This is a genomic window from Serinicoccus chungangensis (assembly GCF_001483745.1).
GTDB lineage: Bacteria > Actinomycetota > Actinomycetes > Actinomycetales > Dermatophilaceae > Ornithinicoccus > Ornithinicoccus chungangensis_A.
In genome coordinates, this window is record NZ_LQBL01000002.1 from 152,712 (window position 1) to 173,852 (window position 21,141).

At 73.2% G+C, this 21,141-nt stretch carries 22 protein-coding genes and 1 pseudogene; 6 read left to right on the forward strand and 17 right to left on the reverse strand.

All coding sequences use genetic code 11. The features are described 5' to 3' along the window. Positions 1 to 15 precede the first annotated feature (15 nt). The 3 genes from AVL62_RS00960 to AVL62_RS00970 are packed head-to-tail and all read left to right on the forward strand — an operon-like array spanning position 16 to position 1,969. On the forward strand, positions 16 to 411 hold the full coding sequence (locus AVL62_RS00960) for a hypothetical protein (RefSeq protein WP_058889817.1): 396 nt from the start codon (positions 16 to 18) through the stop codon (positions 409 to 411). Continuing rightward, the gene (locus AVL62_RS00965; RefSeq protein WP_058889818.1) at positions 408 to 887 is read left to right on the forward strand and encodes a hypothetical protein; all 480 of its coding nucleotides are present in this window, start codon (positions 408 to 410) and stop codon (positions 885 to 887) included. The genes AVL62_RS00960 and AVL62_RS00965 overlap by 4 nt, the downstream gene beginning before the upstream one ends. Next, a complete protein-coding gene (locus AVL62_RS00970) occupies positions 884 to 1,969 on the forward strand; it encodes a lysylphosphatidylglycerol synthase transmembrane domain-containing protein (protein WP_161937813.1) in 1,086 nt (361 codons plus the stop codon). Before AVL62_RS00965 ends, AVL62_RS00970 begins: the two co-directional genes overlap by 4 nt. Here the strand turns inward: AVL62_RS00970 and AVL62_RS00975 are convergent. From AVL62_RS00975 to guaB, 8 genes are read right to left on the reverse strand one after another with little or no spacing between them, the layout of a single operon-like run. Continuing rightward, positions 1,942 to 2,733: a type 1 glutamine amidotransferase gene (locus AVL62_RS00975; RefSeq protein ID WP_235585448.1), complete on the reverse strand. Its 792-nt coding sequence runs from the start codon at positions 2,731 to 2,733 to the stop codon at positions 1,942 to 1,944. The genes AVL62_RS00970 and AVL62_RS00975 overlap by 28 nt on opposite strands. After that, positions 2,730 to 4,043, reverse strand: coding sequence for a Mur ligase family protein (locus tag AVL62_RS00980; RefSeq protein WP_058889820.1), 1,314 nt, complete (start codon positions 4,041 to 4,043; stop codon positions 2,730 to 2,732). Before AVL62_RS00980 ends, AVL62_RS00975 begins: the two co-directional genes overlap by 4 nt. Continuing rightward, on the reverse strand, positions 4,040 to 5,650 hold the full coding sequence (guaA, locus tag AVL62_RS00985; RefSeq protein WP_058889821.1) for a glutamine-hydrolyzing GMP synthase: 1,611 nt from the start codon (positions 5,648 to 5,650) through the stop codon (positions 4,040 to 4,042). Before guaA ends, AVL62_RS00980 begins: the two co-directional genes overlap by 4 nt. Beyond that, positions 5,647 to 5,991: a DUF3817 domain-containing protein gene (locus AVL62_RS00990; protein ID WP_058889822.1), complete on the reverse strand. Its 345-nt coding sequence runs from the start codon at positions 5,989 to 5,991 to the stop codon at positions 5,647 to 5,649. Before AVL62_RS00990 ends, guaA begins: the two co-directional genes overlap by 4 nt. Further along, positions 5,988 to 6,770: an SURF1 family protein gene (locus tag AVL62_RS00995; RefSeq protein WP_058889823.1), complete on the reverse strand. Its 783-nt coding sequence runs from the start codon at positions 6,768 to 6,770 to the stop codon at positions 5,988 to 5,990. Before AVL62_RS00995 ends, AVL62_RS00990 begins: the two co-directional genes overlap by 4 nt. Before the next feature lie 29 nt (positions 6,771 to 6,799). After that, positions 6,800 to 8,185 carry a YncE family protein gene (locus AVL62_RS01000; protein WP_235585449.1) on the reverse strand — a complete coding sequence of 462 codons (1,386 nt, stop codon included), beginning with the start codon at positions 8,183 to 8,185 and terminating at the stop codon, positions 6,800 to 6,802. A 49-nt stretch (positions 8,186 to 8,234) separates the two neighbouring features. Further along, positions 8,235 to 9,359, reverse strand: a complete 1,125-nt coding sequence (locus AVL62_RS01005) for a GuaB3 family IMP dehydrogenase-related protein (protein ID WP_058889825.1) — start codon at positions 9,357 to 9,359, stop codon at positions 8,235 to 8,237. A gap of 58 nt (positions 9,360 to 9,417) precedes the next feature. Next, a complete protein-coding gene (gene guaB, locus AVL62_RS01010) occupies positions 9,418 to 10,932 on the reverse strand; it encodes an IMP dehydrogenase (protein ID WP_058889826.1) in 1,515 nt (504 codons plus the stop codon). Positions 10,933 to 11,116: 184 nt separating this feature from the next. Between guaB and AVL62_RS01015 the strand changes: the two genes are divergently transcribed. After that, a complete protein-coding gene (locus AVL62_RS01015; protein WP_058889827.1) occupies positions 11,117 to 11,416 on the forward strand; it encodes a WhiB family transcriptional regulator in 300 nt (99 codons plus the stop codon). 116 nt (positions 11,417 to 11,532) lie between these two features. On the opposite strand, the gene groL is transcribed toward AVL62_RS01015, so the two are convergent. The 3 genes from groL to AVL62_RS01030 all read right to left on the reverse strand — a co-directional run bounded on the left by groL (position 11,533) and on the right by AVL62_RS01030 (position 15,038). Then, complete coding sequence (gene groL / locus AVL62_RS01020; RefSeq protein WP_058889828.1) at positions 11,533 to 13,137, reverse strand: chaperonin GroEL; 1,605 nt, start codon at positions 13,135 to 13,137, stop codon at positions 11,533 to 11,535. Between the two features lie 108 nt (positions 13,138 to 13,245). Continuing rightward, positions 13,246 to 13,539: a co-chaperone GroES gene (gene groES / locus AVL62_RS01025; RefSeq protein WP_058889829.1), complete on the reverse strand. Its 294-nt coding sequence runs from the start codon at positions 13,537 to 13,539 to the stop codon at positions 13,246 to 13,248. 233 nt (positions 13,540 to 13,772) lie between these two features. Further along, positions 13,773 to 15,038: a phospholipase D-like domain-containing protein gene (locus tag AVL62_RS01030; RefSeq protein WP_058889830.1), complete on the reverse strand. Its 1,266-nt coding sequence runs from the start codon at positions 15,036 to 15,038 to the stop codon at positions 13,773 to 13,775. A 30-nt stretch (positions 15,039 to 15,068) separates the two neighbouring features. Here AVL62_RS01030 and AVL62_RS18015 point away from each other — a divergent pair, with 30 nt between their 5' ends. Continuing rightward, positions 15,069 to 16,340 carry a class I SAM-dependent methyltransferase gene (locus AVL62_RS18015; protein ID WP_058889831.1) on the forward strand — a complete coding sequence of 424 codons (1,272 nt, stop codon included), beginning with the start codon at positions 15,069 to 15,071 and terminating at the stop codon, positions 16,338 to 16,340. Here AVL62_RS18015 and AVL62_RS01040 read toward each other — a convergent pair. From AVL62_RS01040 to tsaB, 6 genes and pseudogenes are all read right to left on the reverse strand, one after another. Beyond that, a complete protein-coding gene (locus AVL62_RS01040) occupies positions 16,323 to 17,036 on the reverse strand; it encodes a potassium channel family protein (protein ID WP_058889832.1) in 714 nt (237 codons plus the stop codon). The two genes, AVL62_RS18015 and AVL62_RS01040, sit on opposite strands and share 18 nt — an antisense overlap. After that, positions 17,029 to 17,430, reverse strand: coding sequence for a potassium transporter TrkG (locus tag AVL62_RS17665; protein WP_327281204.1), 402 nt, complete (start codon positions 17,428 to 17,430; stop codon positions 17,029 to 17,031). The genes AVL62_RS01040 and AVL62_RS17665 overlap by 8 nt, the downstream gene beginning before the upstream one ends. Before the next feature lie 85 nt (positions 17,431 to 17,515). Further along, a pseudogene (locus AVL62_RS17670) lies at positions 17,516 to 18,277 on the reverse strand (potassium transporter TrkG); the annotation flags it as partial. Between the two features lie 160 nt (positions 18,278 to 18,437). Next, the gene (tsaD, locus tag AVL62_RS01050) at positions 18,438 to 19,481 is read right to left on the reverse strand and encodes a tRNA (adenosine(37)-N6)-threonylcarbamoyltransferase complex transferase subunit TsaD (protein WP_058889833.1); all 1,044 of its coding nucleotides are present in this window, start codon (positions 19,479 to 19,481) and stop codon (positions 18,438 to 18,440) included. Then, a complete protein-coding gene (gene rimI / locus AVL62_RS01055) occupies positions 19,478 to 19,948 on the reverse strand; it encodes a ribosomal protein S18-alanine N-acetyltransferase (RefSeq protein ID WP_058889834.1) in 471 nt (156 codons plus the stop codon). The genes tsaD and rimI overlap by 4 nt, the downstream gene beginning before the upstream one ends. Beyond that, positions 19,945 to 20,637 carry a tRNA (adenosine(37)-N6)-threonylcarbamoyltransferase complex dimerization subunit type 1 TsaB gene (tsaB, locus tag AVL62_RS01060; protein WP_058889835.1) on the reverse strand — a complete coding sequence of 231 codons (693 nt, stop codon included), beginning with the start codon at positions 20,635 to 20,637 and terminating at the stop codon, positions 19,945 to 19,947. Before tsaB ends, rimI begins: the two co-directional genes overlap by 4 nt. Positions 20,638 to 20,699: 62 nt before the next feature. Between tsaB and sodN the strand changes: the two genes are divergently transcribed. Beyond that, positions 20,700 to 21,101: a superoxide dismutase, Ni gene (gene sodN, locus AVL62_RS01065; protein WP_058889836.1), complete on the forward strand. Its 402-nt coding sequence runs from the start codon at positions 20,700 to 20,702 to the stop codon at positions 21,099 to 21,101. The last annotated feature ends 40 nt before the right edge of the window (positions 21,102 to 21,141 follow it).

The window sequence follows — 21,141 nt, forward strand, 5'->3', positions numbered from 1 at the left end:
CCGCCGGTGCCTGCCGTGACGACCGGCTCCTCGGCATACCTCGACCCCCCGACCCTCGCCGTGCTGGTGGGTGGCCTGGTCATCGCCGTCGTCTGTCTCCTCGCCGGGCTGAACGGCAGGTCGCCGGGACGCGTGACCGTCGGGCTGACCCTGGCGCTCCAGGCCGGCGTGGTCGCCTACTGCGCGAGCTACCTCGGCCGCCAGCTGGGCGGGGCGGACCCGGTCGGGCCGGGCTGGGAGCTGTGGGCCTACCTCGTGACCATCCTCATGCTGCCCGCCCTCGCGCTGGTCTGGGCCCAGCAGGAGCCCACCCGCTGGAGCACCTTCGTGCTCGCGGTCGCCGCCTTCACCGTCGCCGTCATGGCCGCGCGCAGCGCCCAGATCTGGTACGGCGTGGGGATGCCCGCGTGAGCCGCGTCACCGCCGACGCCGGAGATCGCCGCCACGGCCCGGGCCGCGTCATCCTCGCGCTCTACCTCGTCTTCGTCATCGGGACGGTCTCCCGCTCGGCGGCCCAGATCTCCACCCGGTTCGAGCAGGCCCCCCTCGCCTACTCCCTGTCCGCGGTCGCCGCGGCCGTCTACGTCGTGGCGCTGGTCTCGCTCTCCCTCCGCGGGCGCGCCGCGTGGTGGGTGAGCCTGGTGGCGCTGAGCGTCGAGCTGGCCGGCGTCCTCGCGGTCGGGACCTGGAGCTACCTCGCCCCCTCGATGTTCCCGGACCAGACGGTGTGGAGCCACTACGGCCAGGGCTACCTCTTCATCCCGCTCGTGCTGCCGGCGGCCGGTCTGTGGTGGCTGCTGTCGGCCCGGGGGGCCCGTGCCGTGTCGCACCCGGCGCCGGACGGGGAGTCTGCCAGCATGAAGGGCATGACCCGGGGACAGACGTGAGCGTGGAGGACCGTGAACCGGCGCTGCGGCGGCTGACCTGGAAGGACGCGGCCGCCTCGGTGCTCGGCACCACGGTGGCCGTGCTGCTCATCGCGTTCGGGCTGCCGTCCTTCCTCGACACCTCCTGGGCCCAGATCGGCGCCCAGCTCGGGCGCATCCGCCCGGGCACCGCGGTCGTCATGGCCGGCCTGCTCCTGGGTGGACTGTTCAGCTACACCTGGGTGCTCATGGGCTCGTTGCCCGGCCTGGGCCACCTGCAGGCGCTCAAGGTCAACGCCGTGTCCGCGACCGCCGCCAACCTGCTGCCGCTCGGCGGCGCGCTCGGGGTGGGGTTCATGGTCCTCATGCTGCGCTCCTGGGGCTTCGCCCGGCGGGCCCTCTCCTCCAGCGTCGCCGTCGTGGGCCTCTGGAACCTGCTCGCGCGGATCGCGCTCCCGGTCATCGGGTGCCTGGTCCTCGTCGCCGGCCCCATCGACGCCCCGGACGTCGTCCTCCGCGGCGGCTGGGTGGCGGTGGCCGCGGGCACCGCCCTGGTCCTGCTCGCGAGCCTGGTCGTCCTCTCCGACCGGGTGGCGGACGCCCTGGCGGCCCTCGGCCGGCCGCTGCTGGCCAGGGTCCTGCCGGCACGCCCGGGCCGCCCTCCCCTGGCCCTGCTGCTGACCGACCAGCGCCGTCGGGTCGCCGACGTGGTGCGCACCAGCGGGGTGTCGATGTCCCTGGGGATGGCCGGCCAGTTCGTCCTCCTCTTCGGGCTCTACTGGTATGCCGCCCGCGTGGTCGGTCTGGACCTCCCGCTGGCCGAGCTCGTCTGCGCCTACACCTTCCGCCAGTTCCTCACCGTGGTGGCCGTCACGCCGGGGGGTCTCGGGGTCACCGAGGTCGGGACGGCGGGGCTGCTCGTGCTGCTCGGGGGCGACCCCGGTGCGGCGTCCGCGACCGCCCTCCTCTACGCGATCTACGCGCACGTGGTCGTGGTGCCCTTCGGCCTGGCCGCGGCGGCCGCGTGGTGGCTCTCCCCCGCCCGCACCGGCGGCCGCGGCAGCGGGCTCCCCGCTCAGGAGCCGAGCAGCCTGCGCACCTGAGCCTGGTGGGCCCGGTCGGCGACGGTGTCGTCCACCACGGCCGGGGACCATCCACCGGTGGCCCGTCGGGCGGCGACCTCGAGCAGCCCATCCGCCAGGGCCGGGTTGGCCGGCAGGACCGGGCCGTGCAGGTAGGACCCGACGACGTTGGCGGTCCGGGCACCTTCGTGCCCGTCGGAGCCGTTGTTGCCACGGCCGTGCCGGACCCGCCCGAAGGGCTGCTGCCCCTCCCCCAGCACGGTGGACCCGGAGTGGTTCTCGTAGCCCACCACCGAGCCGAAGTCGGTGTCGAGCACCACCGGGCCGATCATCCGGGTCGCGTTGCCGCGGGTGGTGACGTCGAGGATGCCCAGGCCCGGCAGCCGCTGGCCCTCCACGGTGATGAAGGCCTCGCCGAAGAGCTGGTACATCCCGCAGATCATGAGCATGGGCACGCCGTCGAGGGCGAGCTCGCGCAGCCGGTCCGCGTGGCGCGCCAGGTCCTCGGTCACCCGGACCTGGCCGCTGTCCTGCCCGCCGCCCCCGAGGACGATGTCGGCCCGCTCGGGCCACGGCGCCCCCGGGTGGTGGTCGTGCACCACCGGGCGGTAGCCGTGCCAGCGCAGGCGGGCGGCCAGGCACCGGGTGTTGCCGAGGTCGCCGTAGATGCTCATCTCGCGCGGGTAGAGATGGACGACGTGCACCTCGCCCTTGTCGGCAGGCACGTCGGCCAGCGCGGCGACGTCGTCCGGCAGGGCCTGCGCCACTCCCCGGTCCTCGCTCATGCGTCGGGGTCCTCTCCGAAGCGCGCCAGGGCGAACCGCTCGGCCAGCCGGCGTCGCAGGTGCATCATGGCGGTGTAGGTGCAGAAGATCCGCATCGGCCGGCCCCGGTGGTCCCGGAGGAACCGGTCCAGGGCCACGTCCAGGTCCTGCTCGACGTGGTCGACCTCGACGCCGTCGTAGCGCAGCCGCAGGGCCATGTCCCACGCCCGGACCCCGGAGGTGAGCGCCACCCCCCGGTCGCGGAGGGAGTCGAAGGACACGTCGTACAACCAGGACACGTCACGCCCGTCGGCGTAGTTGTCGTTGATGGCGACCATCGTCGCGACCGGCTCGGTGCCGTAGGTGCCGAGCGCCACGGTGAACCCGGCCGGGTTCTTCACCAGGACCAGCTCCAGCGGCGCACCGTCGACGTCGATGACCTCGCCCCGGCCGAACGGCGGGGCGACAGCCTCCAGGGCACGGGCGGCGGTCGGTGCCGAGAAGGACGGACCGAGCAGGTGGCGGGCGGTGGCCGTGGCGGCGGTGGCGTTGATCATCGCGGCCAGTCCCCGTTGGCGCAGCGTCAGGGGACCGACGTCGGCGTCCGGGTCGCCCACGAACCGGACGGTGAAGCCCCGACCGTCCTCCTCGGGCAGCAGCAGCGCGTCGTCGGGGCCCGGCTCCCGGGGGGGCTGCGCGTCCTCGAAGCGGACGTCGGCCTCCTGCAGCTCGGGCAGCCGGTCCGCGATGCTGGGGTCCACCCCGAACCACCGGACCTGCACCCCGTCGCCCAGGTGCCCGTGGATGCGGGAGACGAAGGAGTCGTCGGCGTTGAGGACGACACCGCCGGTCGTCTGCTCGGCCAGCGTGGTGAGCAGCCGCGCGGTGTGGTCGATCTCGGCGAACCGGTCCAGCTGGTCCCGGGCGACGTTGAGCAGCAGGGAGTGGGTGGGCGGGACCTGGGCGCTGAAGTGCAGGGCGTGCGCCTCGTCCAGCTCCACCACCGCCAGGTCGGCGTCCAGGCGGCCGGAGAGCCCCACCTCGCCCAGGAGGGAGGAGATGACCCCGCGGGTGAAGTTGGAGCCGGTGGGGTTGGTGAAGACGCGCAGGCCGTGCGCCCGCAGCAGCGCCACGAGCATCTTGGTGGTCGTCGTCTTGCCGTTGGTGCCGCTCACCACGACCACGCCCTGGGGCAGCGCCCCGAGGGTATGCCGCAGCACCGCCGGGTCGAGACGCTCGGTCACCAGACCCGGCAGCGCCGACCCGCCGCCCCGGAGCCGGGACAGGGCGCGGGTCCCCTTGCCGGCCGCCAGGGCCAGGCTGGTCCTCACTCCCACTCGATCGTCCCCGGGGGCTTGCTCGTGACGTCCAGGGTGACCCGGTTGATCTCCTCCACCTCGTTGGTGACGCGCGAGGAGATGCGGGCGAGCACGTCGTAGGGCAGCCGGGTCCAGTCCGCCGTCATGGCGTCCTCGGAGGACACGGGGCGCAGCACCACCGGGTGGCCGTAGGTGCGGCCGTCGCCCTGGACGCCGACCGAGCGGACGTCCGCGAGCAGGACCACGGGGCACTGCCAGATCTCCCGGTCCAGGCCGGCGGCGGTGAGCTCCTCCCGGGCGATGGCGTCGGCCCGCCGCAGGATCGCGAGCCGGTCGGCGGTCACCTCCCCGATGATGCGGATCCCCAGGCCCGGTCCGGGGAACGGCTGCCGCCAGACGATCCCCTCCGGCACCCCCAGCTCCAGACCGACCTGGCGCACCTCGTCCTTGAAGAGCGTGCGCAGCGGCTCCACGAGGGAGAACTGCAGGTCCTCCGGCAGGCCGCCGACGTTGTGGTGGCTCTTGATGTTGGCCGCGCCGGTGCCCCCGCCGGACTCCACGACATCGGGGTAGAGCGTGCCCTGCACGAGCCAGCGCACGGGGTGCTCGCCCTCCGGGGCGTCCGTGTCGCCGGCACCGCCCTGGTGGGCCCGGACCACGTCGCGGGCGGCCTGCTCGAACACGCGGATGAACTCGCGGCCGATGACCTTGCGCTTGGCCTCGGGGTCGGTCACCCCGGCCAGGGCGTCGAGGAAGCGCTGCCGGGCGTCGACGACGACGAGGTCCACGCCGGTCGCCGCCACGAAGTCGGTCTCGACCTGCTCGGCCTCCCCCTCGCGCAGCAGCCCGTGGTCGACGAAGACGCAGGTCAGCTGGTCCCCGACGGCCCGCTGGACCAGGGCGGCGGCGACCGAGGAGTCGACCCCCCCGGACAGCCCGCAGATGACGCGGTCGGACCCGATCTGCTCCCGCACCTGCTCGACGAGCTGGTCGGCGACGTTCCCGCTGGTCCACGAGGGCGTGATGCCCGCGCCCCGGGTGAGGAAGTTGCGCAGCACCTGCTGGCCGTAGGTCGAGTGGAGCACCTCCGGGTGCCACTGGACGCCGTAGAGCCGACGCTCGTCGTCCTCGAAGGCCGCCACCGGCGCGCCCGAGGTCCGGGCGGTCACCGCGCACCCCTGGGGAGCCGCCGTCACGGCGTCGCCGTGCGACATCCAGACGACCTGCTGGTCGGGCTGGTCGGCGAAGAGCGTGCTCGGCGGGCCGGCGACGGTCGCGTCGCTCTGGCCGTACTCGCGTCGCCCGGTGCGCTCCACCGTGCCGCCCAGGGCCTGGGCCATGGCCTGGAAGCCGTAGCAGATGCCCAGCACGGGCACCCCGGCCGTCACCACGGCGGTCTCCAGCGCGGGGGCGCCCTCGGCATACACGGACGCGGGTCCGCCGGAGAGGATGATGGCCGCCGGGTCCCGGGCGAGCATCTGCTCGGCCGGCATGGTGTGCGGCACGATCTCGCTGTAGCAGTCGGCCTCGCGCACCCGGCGCGCGATGAGCTGGGCGTACTGCGCGCCGAAGTCGACGACGAGCACCGGGCGGGCGTCCAGGAGGGGGGCCGAGGTCACGCCGTCACCCTACCGGCGGTCGCCCCGGAGGCCTCGTCGCCCTCGATCTGCGCCCGGGCCTGCCGGGCCACGCGGTGCTCGACCCAGAAGGACAGGAAGGGCACGCAGCCGGCCAGCATCACCCCCACCATCCGGCCCAGGCCCCAGCGCAGCTGGAAGCCCAGCAGCGCCGTCGCCACGAGGTAGACCATGTAGACCCACCCGTGCGGGGAGGGCCACCACGCCAGGGCGTGGTTGCCGAAGCCGTAGCGCAGCACCATGTGCAGGACGAGCAGGAGCAGTCCCACGCCGACGACGAAGGCCATCACGCGGAAGAACAGCAGCTTGGCACGGGGGGTCATGGACGGAGCTCCTTCACGGGCGGGGCGGGGGTCGTGGGTGCGGGGACCGCCTCCGGCGGGGCCGGCCGCCGCCGGGACGCGTCGTGCAGGAAGCGGAGGTACATGTAGATCGCGAAGCCGGCGAAGACGAACCACTGCAGGCCGTAGCCGACGTTGCGCCACAGCACCCCGGACTCGCCGAAGGTCGGCGGGGGGACCCGCTCCACGGCCGCGCCGGTGAGGGTCGGCTGCTCCTGCACGAGGAACACGAAGGCGTCGTAGATCGGTGCGGCCCAGTCGTTGACGAGCTCGGCCGTGTCGATGGAGCCGCGCTGACCCTCGGGCAGTCCGCTGCGCCCCGGGGCCTCGCCGGGCGCCAGCGTGCCGGTGACCTCGACGGGGGTCGGGGCAGGCCGGTCCGCCTGCTGCGGGTCGGTGACGAAGCCGCGCACGACCGGCAGCAGCGCGCCGGTGTCCGCGACCTCCACGGGCGTCACCACCCAGTAGCCCTCCTCACCCTCCAGCAGCCGCTGCGGGACGAGGAACTGCAGCTCGGGCAGGTAGCTGCCGGCCACCACGACCGAGCGCCCCGCGCCGTCGTCGGGGAACGTGGTCCGGGGCTGCAGCGCCTCCTGGAGCGGCACCGTCGGCCGGGCCGCCTGCTCGGCCGCGAACTCGCGCGAGGCGGCGCTCGAGCTCACCCCGAGCTGCCACATACCGAGCTGGTAGAAGGCCACCACGACGACCACGAGCAGCGCGAGCAGCGCCAGCCAGGCTGGTCTGAGGGCGGTGCGGATCACCCCACCAGGGTAGGTGGTGGTCCTGGATGTCAGAGCAGGCTGTCCTGGTCGTCGAAGACGTAGATCGACCCGCCGTAGCAGGCCACCCAGACGGTGTGGGTGACCGGGTCGTAGTCGATCCCGATCGGGTTGGCGTCCACGCCGACGGTGTCGATGACCTCCATGTCCGAGGTCCGGACCTTGGAGACGCTCGCCTCGTCGTAGTTGACGACGTAGAGCGCGGTCTCGTCCGGGCTCAGGACGACGCTGCGCGGCTCCGCGCCCGGGGCCGCCTCGTCGACCACCTCGTCGGTGGCGGTGTCGATCTTGAGGACGGCGTTGCCGCCGCTCGTGGTGAGGTAGAGGGTGCGCCCCTCGTCGGCGAGGTTGAGGTGGCGGGGCCGGGGCGGGGTCTGCATGACCACCTCCGCGGTGCCCTCGTCCAGGTCCACCTTGTAGAGCTCGTCGGCATACATCGCGACGGCGTAGACCGTGCGGTTGTCCGGCATGATCGCCAGCCCGCGCGGCGCGGCGGCCAGCTCGACGGTGCCGGTCTCCTCACCCTTCTCGGTGTCGACGACGCTGAGCGTGGCGTCGCACCAGTTGCTGACGAGCAGGGTCTGCTGGTCCGGGCTGAGCGCGAGGTACTTCGGGACCGCCCCCACCTGGAAGACCTGGTCCCACGCCATCTCCTCCGCGTCGAAGCGGTAGACGAAGGAGGCGCCGACGCCGCTGTCCCGGGTGCAGGCGTCGAAGCCCTCGACGCCGAAGTTCTCCCCGTACATCGTGTACTGGGAGACGTAGGCGTAGCGGCCGTCCTCGGTCCACACCGCCTCGACCGGGGAACCCTGCGAGACCCCGGGGTGGCCCTCGATCCCGAAGGCCGCGAGCTCGACGCCGTCGTCCAGCACCTCGACCTGCTCACGGGTCGTGCTGTCGAAGACGGTCGAGGTGTGCGAGTACATCATGTTGTTGGCGATCATCAGGCCGTGCCCGGACGCCATGACCGACTTGGGCGTGAGGCCGCCGGTGAGGTAGTCGACCTGCTCCAGCGCCGTGGTGTCGCTGGGGTGCTCGGCCGGGGCGGGCTCGCGCTGCCACACCTGGTCGGCCTCGTCCTGCGCACCCGCCGGGTCGGTGGTGTCCTCGGCCGAGGAGTCCTCGCCGGAGGTGTCGGCGGAGGTCCCACCCTGCGCCTCGGACTCCTCCTGCGCCGGGCCCGCCTCGTCGGCACCCGGGTCCTCGCCGTCCGCCGCGCCCTGCTGCGGCGCGGTGGCCTCCGTGGGCCCGGCCACGCTCCCGTCCTCACCGGCCGAGGAGCCGTCCCCGCCGAACACCTGGGCCATCCCCCAGCCGCCCAGGAGGACGGCGCCCAGCAGGGCGCCGGCGGCCAGCCGCCGACGCCGCACGTGCACCGGGTCCTTGCTCACGCTCACCTCGGGCACCCCGGCCGGACGCGGGCGCCCGTCGGTCCCGCGACCCTGGTCATCGCTCGCCATACGGCGCCACCACCACATCCACGCGCTGGAACTCCTTGAGCTCGGTATAGCCGGTCGTCGCCATGGCGCGTCGCAGGGCGCCCATCATGTTGGTCGTGCCGTCGGCCGTGCGAGCCGGACCCACGAGGATCTCCTCGAGGGTCCCCACCGTCCCGACGTGCACCTTCTCGCCCCGTGGCAGCTCCGGATGGTGCGCCTCGCTGCCCCAGTGGTAGCCCGCGCCCGGCGCCTCCTGCGCCCTCGCCAGCGCCGCCCCGAGCATGACGGCGTCCGCACCGCAGGCCACCGCCTTGACGATCTCGCCGGACACGCTGGTCCCCCCGTCGGAGATGACGTGGACGTACCGACCGCCGGACTCGTCGAGGTAGTCCCGACGCGCGGCGGCGACGTCGGCGATGGCCGTCGCCGAGGGCGCGTGGATGCCGAGGGCGGTGCGCGTCCGGTGGGTCGACCCGCCCCCGAAGCCGACGAGCACGCCGGCCGCGCCGGTGCGCATCAGGTGCAGCGCCGCGGTGTAGGTGCCCGCCCCGCCGACGACGACCGGGACGTCGAGCTCGTAGATGAACCTCTTGAGGTTGAGCGGCTCGGCCTGGCTGGAGACGTGCTCGGCCGAGACGGTCGTGCCGCGGATGACGAAGAGGTCGACCCCGGCGTCCACGACCGACTTCCAGAACTGCTGGGTGCGCTGCGGCGACAGGGCACCGGCGACGGTGACCCCGGCCTCCCGGACCTCGCGCAGGCGAGCGGTGATGAGCTCGGGACGGATCGGTGCGGCATACAGCTCGCGCATCCGGGCCGTCGCCGCCTCGCCGTCGAGCCCGGCGATCTCGGCCAGGCGTGCCGAGGGGTCGTCGTAGCGGGTCCAGAGCCCCTCGAGGTCGAGCACCCCCAGGCCGCCGAGGCGTCCCAGCGCGATGGCGGTCTCCGGCGACACGACCGAGTCCATGGGGGCCGCGAGGATCGGGAGGTCGAAGTGGTAGGCGTCGATCTGCCAGGTGATCGACACGTCCTCGGGGTCCCGGGTGCGGCGGGAGGGGACGACGGCGACGTCGTCGAAGGAGTAGGCGCGGCGGCCCCGTTTGCCTCGTCCGATCTCGATCTCGCTCACCACGTCAGGCTACCGTCCGGGGCGGGTGCTCCCGTCCCGCGCCACGCCATCGGCGTGCTGCTCAGCCGTAGTTCGGGGCCTGCGCCGTCATCTCGATGTCGTGCGGGTGCGACTCCTGCAGGCTGGCCTGGGTGATCCGCACGAAGCGACCGCGGGACCGCAGCTCGGGCACCGTGCGGGCGCCGACGTAGAACATCGCCTGCCGCAGCCCGCCGGCCATCTGGTGGACGACGGCGCTGGCCGCCCCGCGGTAGGCCACCTTGCCCTCGACGCCCTCGGGCACCAGCTGGTCGTCGCTCGCGACCTCGGCCTGGAAGTAGCGGTCCTTGGAGAAGGAGGTCTTGCCCCGCGAGCTCATCGCGGCCAGCGACCCCATCCCCCGGTAGCTCTTGAACTGCTTGCCGTTGACGAAGATCAGCTCGCCCGGGCTCTCCTCGCAGCCCGCGAGCATCGAGCCCATCATCACCGCCTCGGCGCCGGCGACCAGGGCCTTGGGGATGTCTCCGGAGTACTTCATGCCACCGTCGGCGATGACGGGGACCCCGGCCGGCCCGCACACCTGGGCCGCCTCGTGCACCGCGGACAGCTGCGGGACCCCCACCCCGGTCACCACCCGGGTGGTGCAGATCGCCCCTGGTCCGACCCCCACCTTCACGGCGTCCGCCCCCGCGTCGACGAAGGCCTGGGCACCGGCCCCGGTGGCGACGTTGCCGCCGACCACCTGCACGTGCCGGGTGGCCGGGTCCTGCTTCAACCGGGCGACCATGTCCAGCAGCAGACGCACGTGACCGTGGGCCGTGTCGGCGACGAGGACGTCGACTCCCGCCTCCACCAGGGTCGTGGCGCGCTCCCAGGAGTCCCCGAAGTAGCCGATGGCGGCCCCCACCAGCAGCCGACCGTCGCCGTCCTTGGAGGCGTGCGGGAACTGCTCGCTCTTGACGAAGTCCTTGACCGTGATGAGGCCCGACAGGCGGCCCGCGTCGTCCACCAGCGGGAGCCGCTCGCGCTTGTGCGCGCGCAGGATCGCGGTGGCCTCCTCGCGCGACACGTCGGCCGGCGCGGTCACCAGCGGCATGGGGGTCATGACCTCGCTCACGAGGGTGCGGTCCCACTCGGCGACGGGCGTGAACCGGAGGTCCCGGTTGGTGCAGATGCCCATGAGGATGCCCCGCTCGTCGACGACGGGGAGCCCGGAGACGCGGTACTGCCCGCAGATCCGGTCCAGGTCCTCGAGGGTGGCCTCCGGGGCGATGGTGACCGGGTTGGTGATGCGCCCGGTCTGGGTGCGCTTGACGAGGTCGACCTGCAGGGCCTGGTCCTCGACCGACAGGTTGCGGTGCAGGATGCCGATCCCGCCCTGGCGCGCCATGGCGATCGCCATCCGCGCCTCGGTGACGGTGTCCATCGCCGCCGACACCAGGGGCAGGCGCAGCGAGATCTCCCTCGTCAGCCGGCTGCTCGTGTCGATCTGGTCCGGCGACATGTCGGTCTCGCCCGGCAGCAGCAGGACGTCGTCGTAGGTCAGCCCGAGCCGGGCGAACGGGTCGGCGGGGCCCTCGAGATCACCAGCGCTCATGACGGCAGTCTAGGCGGGCCTGCTGCGTGCCCCACCGCGCGGCACCCGCGGCTATGCCGCGCGCCGTCCACGACGTAGAGTGACGGGACGACGAGGTACTCGTCACGCCCGGACCCCTGGTGCTCGCGGCCCCTGACGGGGCGGGCTGGCGGGATCGGGCACCGCCCTCGAGAGGAGGAAACGCGTGGCCGAGGCCACCCATCAGCCCGGACCGGTGGCAGATCTGTGGGAGTGGCAGTTCGAGGGGGCCTGTCGCACCGCCAGTCCCGAGGTCTTCTTCCATCCCGAGGGGGAACGCGGTCCGGCACGCCGCCGCCGCGACGAGCGTGCCAAGCAGGTCTGCGCGAGCTGTCCCGTCCTGGAGCAGTGCCGCACCCACGCCCTCGCCGTGCGCGAGCCCTACGGCGTCTGGGGCGGCATGACCGAGGAGGAGCGGGTGGCCCACTACGAGCAGGTCGACGCCGCCCGCCCGCACCGCCGCTGACCCACCCACCTCCACGGGCCACGCCGCGCCCCTCCTGACGACCACGCCCCTCCGGGTGGACCCGGAGGGGCGTGGTCGTGCTGCCGGGAGGCCGGAGCGGCCCCCGTGCGTCGGGCTCAGTGCGAGTGGCCGTGGCCCTCGTCCTCGTCGTCCTCCGGCTTGTCCACGACCAGGGTGTCCGTGGTCAGGACCATGGAGGCGATGGAGGCGGCGTTGCGCAGGGCCGAGCGGGTGACCTTGACCGGGTCGATGACGCCGGCGGAGAACAGGTCGCCGTACTCGCCCGTGGCGGCGTTGAGACCCTGACCGGGGCTCATCTCCGCGACGCGCGTCGTGGCGACGTAGCCCTGCAGGCCGGCGTTCTCGGCGATCCAGCGCAGCGGCTCCGCGGCGGACTTGCGCACGATGGCGGCACCGACCGCCTCGTCCCCGTCCAGCTGGAGCTCCTGCGCGGCACCGGCGGCGTGCACGAGCGCCGAGCCACCGCCGGCGACGATGCCCTCCTCGATGGCCGCCCGGGTCGCCGAGACGGCGTCCTCGATGCGGTGCTTCTTCTCCTTGAGCTCGACCTCGGTGTGGGCTCCGACCTTGATGACGCAGACGCCACCGGCCAGCTTGGCGATCCGCTCCTGGAGCTTCTCGCGGTCCCAGTCGGAGTCGGTCGCCGCGGCCTCGGCCTGCAGCTGCGCGACGCGGTCGGAGACCGCCTGCGCGTCGCCGCTGCCCTCGACGATGGTCGTGGTGTCCTTGGTGGCCACGACGCGGCGGGCGGTGCCCAGCACCTCCAGGCCGACGGAGTCCAGCGACAGGCCGACCTCCTCGGCGACGACCTGGCCACCGGTGAGGATGGCCATGTCCTGCAGCATCGCCTTGCGCCGGTCACCGAAGCCCGGGGCCTTGACGGCGACCGCGTTGAAGGTGCCGCGCACCTTGTTGACGACCAGGGTCGACAGCGCCTCGGCCTCGACGTCCTCGGCGATGATCATGAGCGGCTTGCTCTCGCCGACGACCTTCTCCAGCAGCGGCAGCAGGTCGGCGACCTTGGAGATCTTCCCCTGCACCAGCAGCACGTAGGCGTCCTCGAGGACGGCCTCCATGCGCTCGCTGTCGGTCACGAAGTACGGCGAGAGGTAGCCCTTGTCGAACTGCATACCCTCGGTGAACTCGAGCTCCATCGCGGTCGTGGAGGACTCCTCGACCGTGATGACCCCGTCCTTGCCCACCTTGTCGAAGGCGTCGGCGATGAGCTCGCCGATCTGCGGGTCCTGGGCCGACAGCCCGGCGACCTGGGCGATCTCGTCGCGACCCTCGAGCTCGCGGGCGGTCTCCAGGAGACGGTCGTTGATGGCGCTCACCGCGGCGTCGATGCCCCGCTTGAGGCCGGACGGCGCCGCACCCGCGGCGACGTTGCGCAGCCCCTCCTTGACCATGGCCTGGGCCAGCACCGTGGCCGTCGTCGTGCCGTCACCGGCGATGTCGTTGGTCTTGGTCGCGACCTCCTTGGCGAGCTGGGCGCCGAGGTTCTCGTAGGGGTCCTCCAGCTCGACCTCACGGGCGATGGTCACGCCGTCGTTGGTGATGGTGGGGGCGCCCCACTTCTTGTCGAGGACGACGTTGCGGCCCTTGGGGCCCAGCGTCACCTTGACCGCGTTGGCCAGGGCGTCGACGCCCCGCTCCAGCGCCTTGCGGGCGTCGTCGTTGAACTGCAGCTGCTTCGCCATGGGCAAAGAGCTCCTTTCTTGCAGGTATGCGGTGTGCGTCCGGATGCGCGTCGCCCCGGTCGCCCGAGGGGCGGCCGGGGCGACGCGTCGAGAGAGGTGGAGCGGTCGTCAGCCGACGATCGCGAGCACGTCGCGCGCCGAGAGGATGAGGTACTCCTCGCCGGAGTACTTCACCTCGGTGCCGCCGTACTTGCTGTAGATGACGCGGTCACCCACGGTGACGTCCATGGGGACCCGGTTGCCGTTGTCGTCGATGCGACCCGGACCGACCGCCAGGACCTCGCCCTCCTGGGGCTTCTCCTTGGCGGTGTCCGGGATGACCAGGCCGGAGGCCGTGGTCTGCTCGGCCTCGACGGCCTTGACGACGATGCGGTCCTCGAGCGGCTTGATGGAAACCGACACGGTTACCTTCCTTCTCGTTCAGGTGACGGGCCTGTGCGGCTCGCCAGGTGGTCTTGTGCTGGCCGTCACTCCCCCGCGATCACCCACCGCCGTCGCGGGGGTCGGTCGGCTCTCGCGGCTGGCACTGACGTGCCGAGAGTGCTAGGGACGAATCTAGGCACCGGGTTAGCACTCGGTCAAGCCGAGTGCCAACACGCCCGGCACCCGGCCGCCTCGGGCCGGGCACGCCACCCCTACAGCAGGACCTGCAGCGGCTGCAGCACCCGCTCGACGACGCGGGTCCCCACGCCCCGCTGGGCCCACGTCTCGAGGGTCAGCTCCTCGCACCGCTCGAGGTCGGCGCGGAAGATGTCCTCCATGTGGGCGGCCTGGTCCTCGTCGACGATCTCGAGGTTGATCTCGTAGTTGCCCTGCATGGAGAGCCGGTCGATGTTGGCCGTGCCGATGGTGGCCCACCGGCCGTCCACGGTCATGGTCTTCGCGTGGACCATGACGTCCTGGTAGAGGAAGATCCGTACGCCGCCCTCGAGCAGGGTCTCGTAGTAGGACTGGGCCACGACGTCGGCCAGGACGTGGTTGGAGGCCTCCGGCAGCACCACCCGCACATCCACCCCGCGGGTGGCGGCGGTGAGCAGCCCGTGCAGGATCTCCCGGTCGGGGATGAAGTAGCCCTGGGTGATCCAGATGCTGTGCACCGCCCGGTCCATGGCGTCCAGGTAGAGGGCGCGCACCGGGTAGACCACCCGGCTGGGCTCGTTGCGGGCCGCGCGGATGGAGGTCTTCCAGTCCACGGTCCCGCTGTCGAGCAGCCTCGGGCGGCGTGCCCCCTTGTGCCGGTTCCAGAAGTCGGCGAAGGCGTTCTGCAGCTCCCAGACGCTCGGCCCCTCCACCCGGACGTGGGTGTCCCGCCAGCTGGTGGCGTAGAGGGAACCGATGTTGTAGCCGCCGACGAAGCCCACGCGCCCGTCCACCACGAGGATCTTGCGGTGGTCCCGCCCGGAGGCGCGGACGTCGATGATGGGCAGGGCGGTGCGCAGGACGGGGAAGCGCAGCATGTGCACGCCGTCCGGGAAGCGGAGGAACTCCCGTGGCACGACGAGGTTGGCGAAGCCGTCGACGACGAGGCACACGAGCACGCCCCGGTCCGCGGCCCGCACGACCGCCTCCTTGAAGGCTCGCCCGACGTCGTCGGCCTTCCAGATGTAGGACGCGAGGTAGACGTAGTCCTCTGCCTCGTCGATCGCGGCGATCATGTCGTCGTAGAGGTACCGGCCGTAGGTGTACGTCGTCACCCGTGACCCCTCGACCGTGGTGGACACCGGCTCCTGGACCGGGGCGTCCCGGTCCACGTGGTCGCGTCGCTTGCGGACCGCGTCCACGGCCACCACCCCGGCGGCGAGCGTGAGCTGTCCGGCGAGGGCGACGCCGGCGGCGCCGACCGCCAGCCGGCGCCCACGACGCACCAGGCGGTGGACCTTACGGCTGAAGACGCGGGGCATGCGCCCAATCTACTGCCGCAGAATGGGGCGATGACCGCCGATCCTGCCGCCGACCTCCTGCGGCGGCTCGCCGAGGGTCCCGGGGCCCGCCTGCTCGACGCCCTGCCGCCCTACGACGAGCAGGACACCTTCTCGCTGCTGGCCCGGCTGCGCGCCGACGGGCACGACCCGGAGCTGGTCTCTGCCGCCCTGACCCAGTCCCGGTTGCGGACGCGGGGACGGGAGCGGCTCGGCCCGGGGGTCGAGCGCCTCCTGCTCACGCAGGACGGGCTGGAGCAGGCCACTCGTCCGGCGGTGGCCACCCGACGGGCCGCGCGGCTGGCCGGGACCGGGGTCCGGCACGTGCTCGACCTCGGGTGCGGGCTCGGGCTCGACGCCATCGCCTTCGCCCGGGAGGGGCTGGAGGTGACCGCCGTCGAGCGGGACCCGGTGGTGGCCGCTGCGGCCCGCGCCAACCTCGCCCCGTGGCCCGGTGCCCGGGTGCTGACCGGTGACGCCCTCTCCCAGCCGGTCGGGGCCGACGACGCGGCGTTCCTGGACCCGGCCCGGCGCGTCACCGGGGTGGCGGACGCCCGCGGGCGCACCCGCCGGGTGCGCGGGCTGGAGGGGCTGTCGCCCTCCTTCGAGGAGGTCAGGGGCGTGGCGGGCCGGGCTCGCGCGACCGTCGCCAAGCTGGGCCCCTCCTTCGACCCCGGCGACGTGCCGGCGGGCGCCGACGCCGAGTGGGTGTCCCTGGACGGCGACCTGCTCGAGTGCGCCCTGTGGTGGGGAGCCGGGCCGCCCCGGCGGCGCGCCGTGGTCGGCCGCACCGGGCCCGGGACGACAGCCGTCTGGGACGAGGTCGTCGAGTCCCCCGACCCGCCGGCGCCCCTGCCGGACGCGGGTGGGCTGCTCGGCCATCTGGCCGAGGTCGACGACGCGGTGCGGGCGGCCGGCCTGACCCCGTCCCTGGCCGCCGCGGTCGACGGGCGGGAGACCGCGCCCGGGACCGGCTACGTCACCGCCGCCGCGGCCGTCGACCACCCGGCGATGCGCTGGTTCGCCGTCCGGGAGGTCCTGCCGCTGCGGGCCACGGCGGTGCGGGCCTGGCTGCGGCACCACCACGACCCGGCCGGTCCCGTCACCCTGAAGAAGAGCGGGGTCCGGCTCGACCCCGACGGCTTCCGCAGGGACCTCCGTCTGCCGAGGAGGGCGCGGGGCGGGGACGAGCTCGTCCTCGTGCTGACGACCGTCGGCGCCTCCGGTCGCGCTCTCGTCGTGGAGCGGCTCGCGCCCCCGTCGCCGTCAGCGGTCGAGCACTGACCGACGCTGCGGGGTCCGCGGCAGGGCGATGAAGCGCTCGACGTCGGCGATGCGCCCCGAGATCACCAGCTCGTCCCCCTCCTCGACCACGGTCTCGGGGACGGCATACGTGAACTCCTCCCCCGGCCGCTTGAGCCCGACCACGGTGATCGTGTGCCGGGTGCGGACCCCGGAGTCGGCCAGGGTCCGGCCCCACGTCTCGGCCGGTGCCGTGCAGCGGGCGATGGCGAACTCGTCGTCGAACTCCAGGTAGTCGGCGACCCCGTCGGTGACCATGTGGGCCACCCGCTGACCCATGACGTACTCCGGGTAGATGACGTGGTGAGCCCCGATGCTGGTGAGGATCTTGCCGTGCTTGCGGGTGATCGCCTTGGCGTAGATGCGCTCCACCCCCGCCTCGTGCAGCGTGATGACCGACAGGACGCTGGCCTCGATGTCGGAGCCGATGGCCACGACCGCCCGGCGCACCGACCCGACGCCGAGCTGGCGCATGGCCTCCCCGTCCGTGGCGTCGGTCACGACGGTGTGCGTCAGCTCGTCGGCGTACTTCTGCACCCGTCGCTCGTCGGTGTCGATCGCCAGCACCTCGACGCCCTGACAGACCAGGGACTCGCAGACCGCGGTGCCGAACCGGCCGAGGCCGACGACGAGGACGGTGTAGGCGCCGCTGTCGGCGGGACGCCTTCTCTTAGCCAACAATGGGTCTCTCCTCCGGGAGTCGGTAGTGGCGGTGGCGGGTGTTGAGGGCGAGGGCGGCGGCCACGGTGATGGGGCCGAGGCGGCCGAGGAACATCAGCGCCATGAGGATCAGCTGCGCTGCCGGGGGGAGGCTGGCCGTGATCCCCGTGGACAGGCCGACGGTGGCGAACGCCGAGATGACCTCGAAGCGCAGGTCGAGCGGCGGCAGGTCGGTGAGGATCATCAGGGTGATGGTGCTCGTGATGACGAGCCCCACCGCGAGCAGCACCACGGAGAGCGCCTGCCGGACGACCGGCATCCCCACCCGCCGACGTCCGATGACCACGTCGGGCTCTCCCCGCACCTCGGACCAGATGACCGCGGCGAGGAGCAGGAAGGTGGTGACCTTGATGCCACCGGCGGTCCCCGCGCTCCCCCCCTCCCACGAACATCAGGGCCATGGTGATGGCCTCCGTCTCGTCGGTGATCGCCGCGTAGTCGACCGAGTCGAAGCCGGCCGTGCGCGGGAACAGCCCGCCCCCGAGCGCGCCGACGAGCTGCCCCCGCGGACCCAGCTCGGCCAGCGTGCCCCCCGGCTGCGCCTCGAACGCCCAGAACGCCGTCACCCCGAGGACCATGAGGACCGCCGAGCCCCAGACGGTGAGCCGGGTGTGGATGGTCCACGTCCCAGGCCGCCGGCCGCGCAGGAGCTCGCGCAGGACCGGGAAGCCCAGGCCGCCGAGGACCAGCGCGGCGCAGATCGGCCCGATGATCCACAGGTCTCCGACGAAGCCCATGAGGCTGTCCTGGTAGAGCGCGAAGCCGGCGTTGTTGAACGCGGACACGGCGTGGAACAGGCCGTGCCAGAGGGCGGTCGGCCAGTCGTAGCCGTAGCCGAGGTGGAAGCGCAGCGTGAGTGCCGCCCAGGTCACCGCCTCGATGACCAGCATCAGCTGCAGCATGCGGCGCAGGATGCCGCGGACGTCCCCCAGGGACCGGCTGCGGGTGTCCGCCTGGGCCGCCAGCGAGGTGGAGAGCCGCAGCTTGCCGCGGACGACGAGGGCGATGAGGGTGGCGAGGGTCATCACCCCGAACCCCCCGATCTGGATGAGCACCAGCAGGACCACCTGGCCGAACGGCGACCAGTAGCTCGTGGTGTCGGCGGTGATGAGGCCGGTGACGCAGGTGGCGGACACGGTGGTGAAGGCCGCGACCAAGAGGTCGGCCTCCGCCCCCGGTCCGCGGGACACGGGGAGCATGAGCAGCGTTGTCCCCACGAGCACCACCAGGACGAAACCGAGGGTCACCGAGCGGGCCGGGTGGGCCCAGAAGACGCGCACGAGGGTCCATGGTGCGCCTCGATCCCACGCCGGCCAAGTCGTCCGGTCTGCCGACCGGTCGTGCCGTGGGTCCGTCGGCTCAGGCCCGGACCTGCTCGACCGGCTGGGAGGAGTCGGCCGGCAGGTCGAGCCGGGACTCGGGGCGGCCCTTCATCACCATCTGCGCCCCCAGCGCGGCCACCATGGCCCCGTTGTCGGTGCACAGACCGGGGCGCGGGACGCGCAGCCGGATGCCGGCGGCGTCGCACCGCTCCTGGGCCAGCGCCCGCAGGCGGCTGTTGGCGGCCACGCCGCCACCGATGAGGAGGTCGTCGACCCCGTGCTCCGCGCAGGCCAGCACCGCCTTGCGGGTGAGGACGTCCACGACCGCCTCCTGGAAGCTGGCCGCGACGTCCGCGACCGGCACCGGCTGACCGGTCGCCTCGCGGGCCTGCACCCACCGGGCGACCGCGGTCTTGAGACCGGAGAAGGAGTAGTCGAAGCGGTGCCGCTGCAGGTCCCGGCCGGAGGTGAGCCCGCGGGGGAAGTCGATGGCGACCTGGTCACCCTCGCGGGCGACCCGGTCGATGTGCGGGCCACCGGGGAAGGGCAGCCCCAGGACGCGGGCCACCTTGTCGAAGGCCTCGCCGGCCGCGTCGTCGACGGTGGCGCCGAGGGAACGGATGTCGTCAGTGACGTCCGGCACGAGGAGCAGGTTGGAGTGGCCCCCGCTGACCAGCAGCCCCAAGGTCGGTTCGGGCAGCGGCCCGTGCTCGACCACGTCGACCGCCACGTGCGCCGCGAGGTGGTTGACGCCGTAGAGCGGCACGCCGAGCGCGAGCGCGAGCGCCTTGGCGGAGGCCACCCCGACGAGCAGGGCACCGGCCAGACCGGGGCCGGCCGTGACCGACACGGCGTCGACGTCGGCCAGGCGTACCCCGGCCTCGCGGCAGGCGCGCTCGATGGTGGGGACCATGGCCTCCAGGTGGGCGCGGCTGGCCACCTCGGGGACCACGCCGCCGAACCGTGCGTGCTCCTCCACGCTGCTCGCGATGGCGTCGAACAGCAGCGTCCGGCCGCGGACGAGGCCCACGCCCGTCTCGTCGCAGCTGGTCTCGATGCCCAGGACGAGAGGTCCGTTCACGGCAGGAGCTCCTTCCTCAGGACGAGGGCGTCCTCGCCGGACCGGTAGTACCGCTCCCGGGTCCGCACCAGCTGGTAGCCGCGCGCGGCGTAGAGACGGCGCGCGACCTCGTTGCCGCTGCGGACCTCGAGCAGGACGCCCGTGGCCCCCGCCTCCCGGGCCAGGTCGTGCAGGCGCCCCAGGAGCAGGGCCCCCAGACCACGCCCGCGGGACCCGGGGTGGACGGCGAGGGTCATGACGTCGGCGACGTCACCGGCCAGGTCCAGACCGGCATACCCCTCCAGACCGTCGTGCCCCTCGCGGGCGGCGACGACGTAGGCGCGCCGCGGCCGGGACGCCAGCTCGGACCACAGGGCCGCCTCGTCCCAGGGCTCGTCCGGGAAGGCCGCTCGCTCCACCGCCAGCATCGCGGGGATGTCGCGCCACGTGGCGGGGCGCAGCGGCACGGGTGGGGACACCACGCTCACCGCGCCCTCGTCTCCACGGCGTCCGGCCGACGCAGGTAGAGCGGCTCCGGAGGCAGCAGGCCGGTGGCGCTGTCCGGGTGCGTCCCGTCGCGCAGGCGGACGGCGAGGTCGGCCAGGACCCCGGGAGAGACGTCTAGGGGGCCACCGTCGAGCTGCCCCGTGAGGGCCTGCGGGTAGAGCAGCCCGCCGCGCCCCACGGTGGGCAGCACCCGCACGTCCTCGGGCAGCCCCGAGGCGGGGCCCACGGCCGGCCCCGCCACCCGGCGGGCCCCGGAGGGGGTCATCTCGTAGCGGGCCCAGTAGACCTCGCGCCGACGCGCGTCGGTCGCCACCAGCAGCCCGGGTCCGGGTATGCCCGGTGCGCCGGCTGCTCCGAGGTGGGCCGCGTGGGCCAGGGCGTCGAGCGAGCACACGCCCTGAGGCGCGGGGAGTCCGCGCCCCAGGGCCAGGACGAGGGCGGTGACGACGCCGACCCGCAGACCGGTGAACGGGCCGGGCCCCACGCCGCAGACGACCGAGGTCACCTCGCTCATCCGCAGACCCGCCTCCTCGAGGGCCTCGCCCACCGCCGGGGCGAGCAGCTCCCCGTGGCGTCGGACGTCGTGCCGGACCACCTCGGCACGGACCGCCTCGCCGTCGTGCAGGGCGGCACCGACGGACCCGGTGGCGGTGTCGATCGCGAGCAGCACCCGCTCAGGCTAACGTGGTGGGTGTTGGAGTCCCCCTCCCGACCTACTGCAAAGGATGGCCGATGTTCACCAGGTTCTTCGCCCCCACCATCGAGGTCAGCGCCCACTGCGACCTGCCCTGCGGCGTCTACGACCCCGCCCAGGCGCGGATCGAGGCCGAGTCCGTCAAGAAGATCTGCGAGAAGGTCGCGGACAACGACGACGCGGACTTCCGTATGCGGGCCATGATCATCAAGGAGCAGCGCTCCGAGCTGGTCAAGCACCACCTCTGGGTGCTGTGGACCGACTACTTCAAGCCGCCGCACTTCGAGCAGTTCCCCGAGCTGCACGTCCTCGTCAACGAGGCCACCAAGCTCGCGGGTGCCTCGGGCACCAAGGGCAGCTTCGACGTGGCGACCGCGGACGAGCTGCTCGGCAAGATCGAGCGCATCGCGGAGATCTACGCCGAGACCAAGAAGGGCTGACCTCCGGCACCGACGAGGGCCGACCCGCCGCCGCGGCGGG

What these genes read in the sequence shown, in the direction of transcription:
- sodN (WP_058889836.1), top strand. Translation starts at nt 20,700, where the DNA reads ATGTTCACCAGGTTCTTCGCCCCCACCATCGAGGTCAGCGCCCACTGC.
- AVL62_RS00990 (WP_058889822.1), bottom strand. Translation starts at nt 5,991, where the DNA reads ATGACCCCCCGTGCCAAGCTGCTGTTCTTCCGCGTGATGGCCTTCGTC.
- AVL62_RS01030 (WP_058889830.1), bottom strand. Translation starts at nt 15,038, where the DNA reads ATGCCCCGCGTCTTCAGCCGTAAGGTCCACCGCCTGGTGCGTCGTGGG.
- AVL62_RS18015 (WP_058889831.1), top strand. Translation starts at nt 15,069, where the DNA reads ATGACCGCCGATCCTGCCGCCGACCTCCTGCGGCGGCTCGCCGAGGGT.
- AVL62_RS00975 (WP_235585448.1), bottom strand. Translation starts at nt 2,733, where the DNA reads ATGAGCGAGGACCGGGGAGTGGCGCAGGCCCTGCCGGACGACGTCGCC.
- groL (WP_058889828.1), bottom strand. Translation starts at nt 13,137, where the DNA reads ATGGCGAAGCAGCTGCAGTTCAACGACGACGCCCGCAAGGCGCTGGAG.
- guaB (WP_058889826.1), bottom strand. Translation starts at nt 10,932, where the DNA reads ATGAGCGCTGGTGATCTCGAGGGCCCCGCCGACCCGTTCGCCCGGCTC.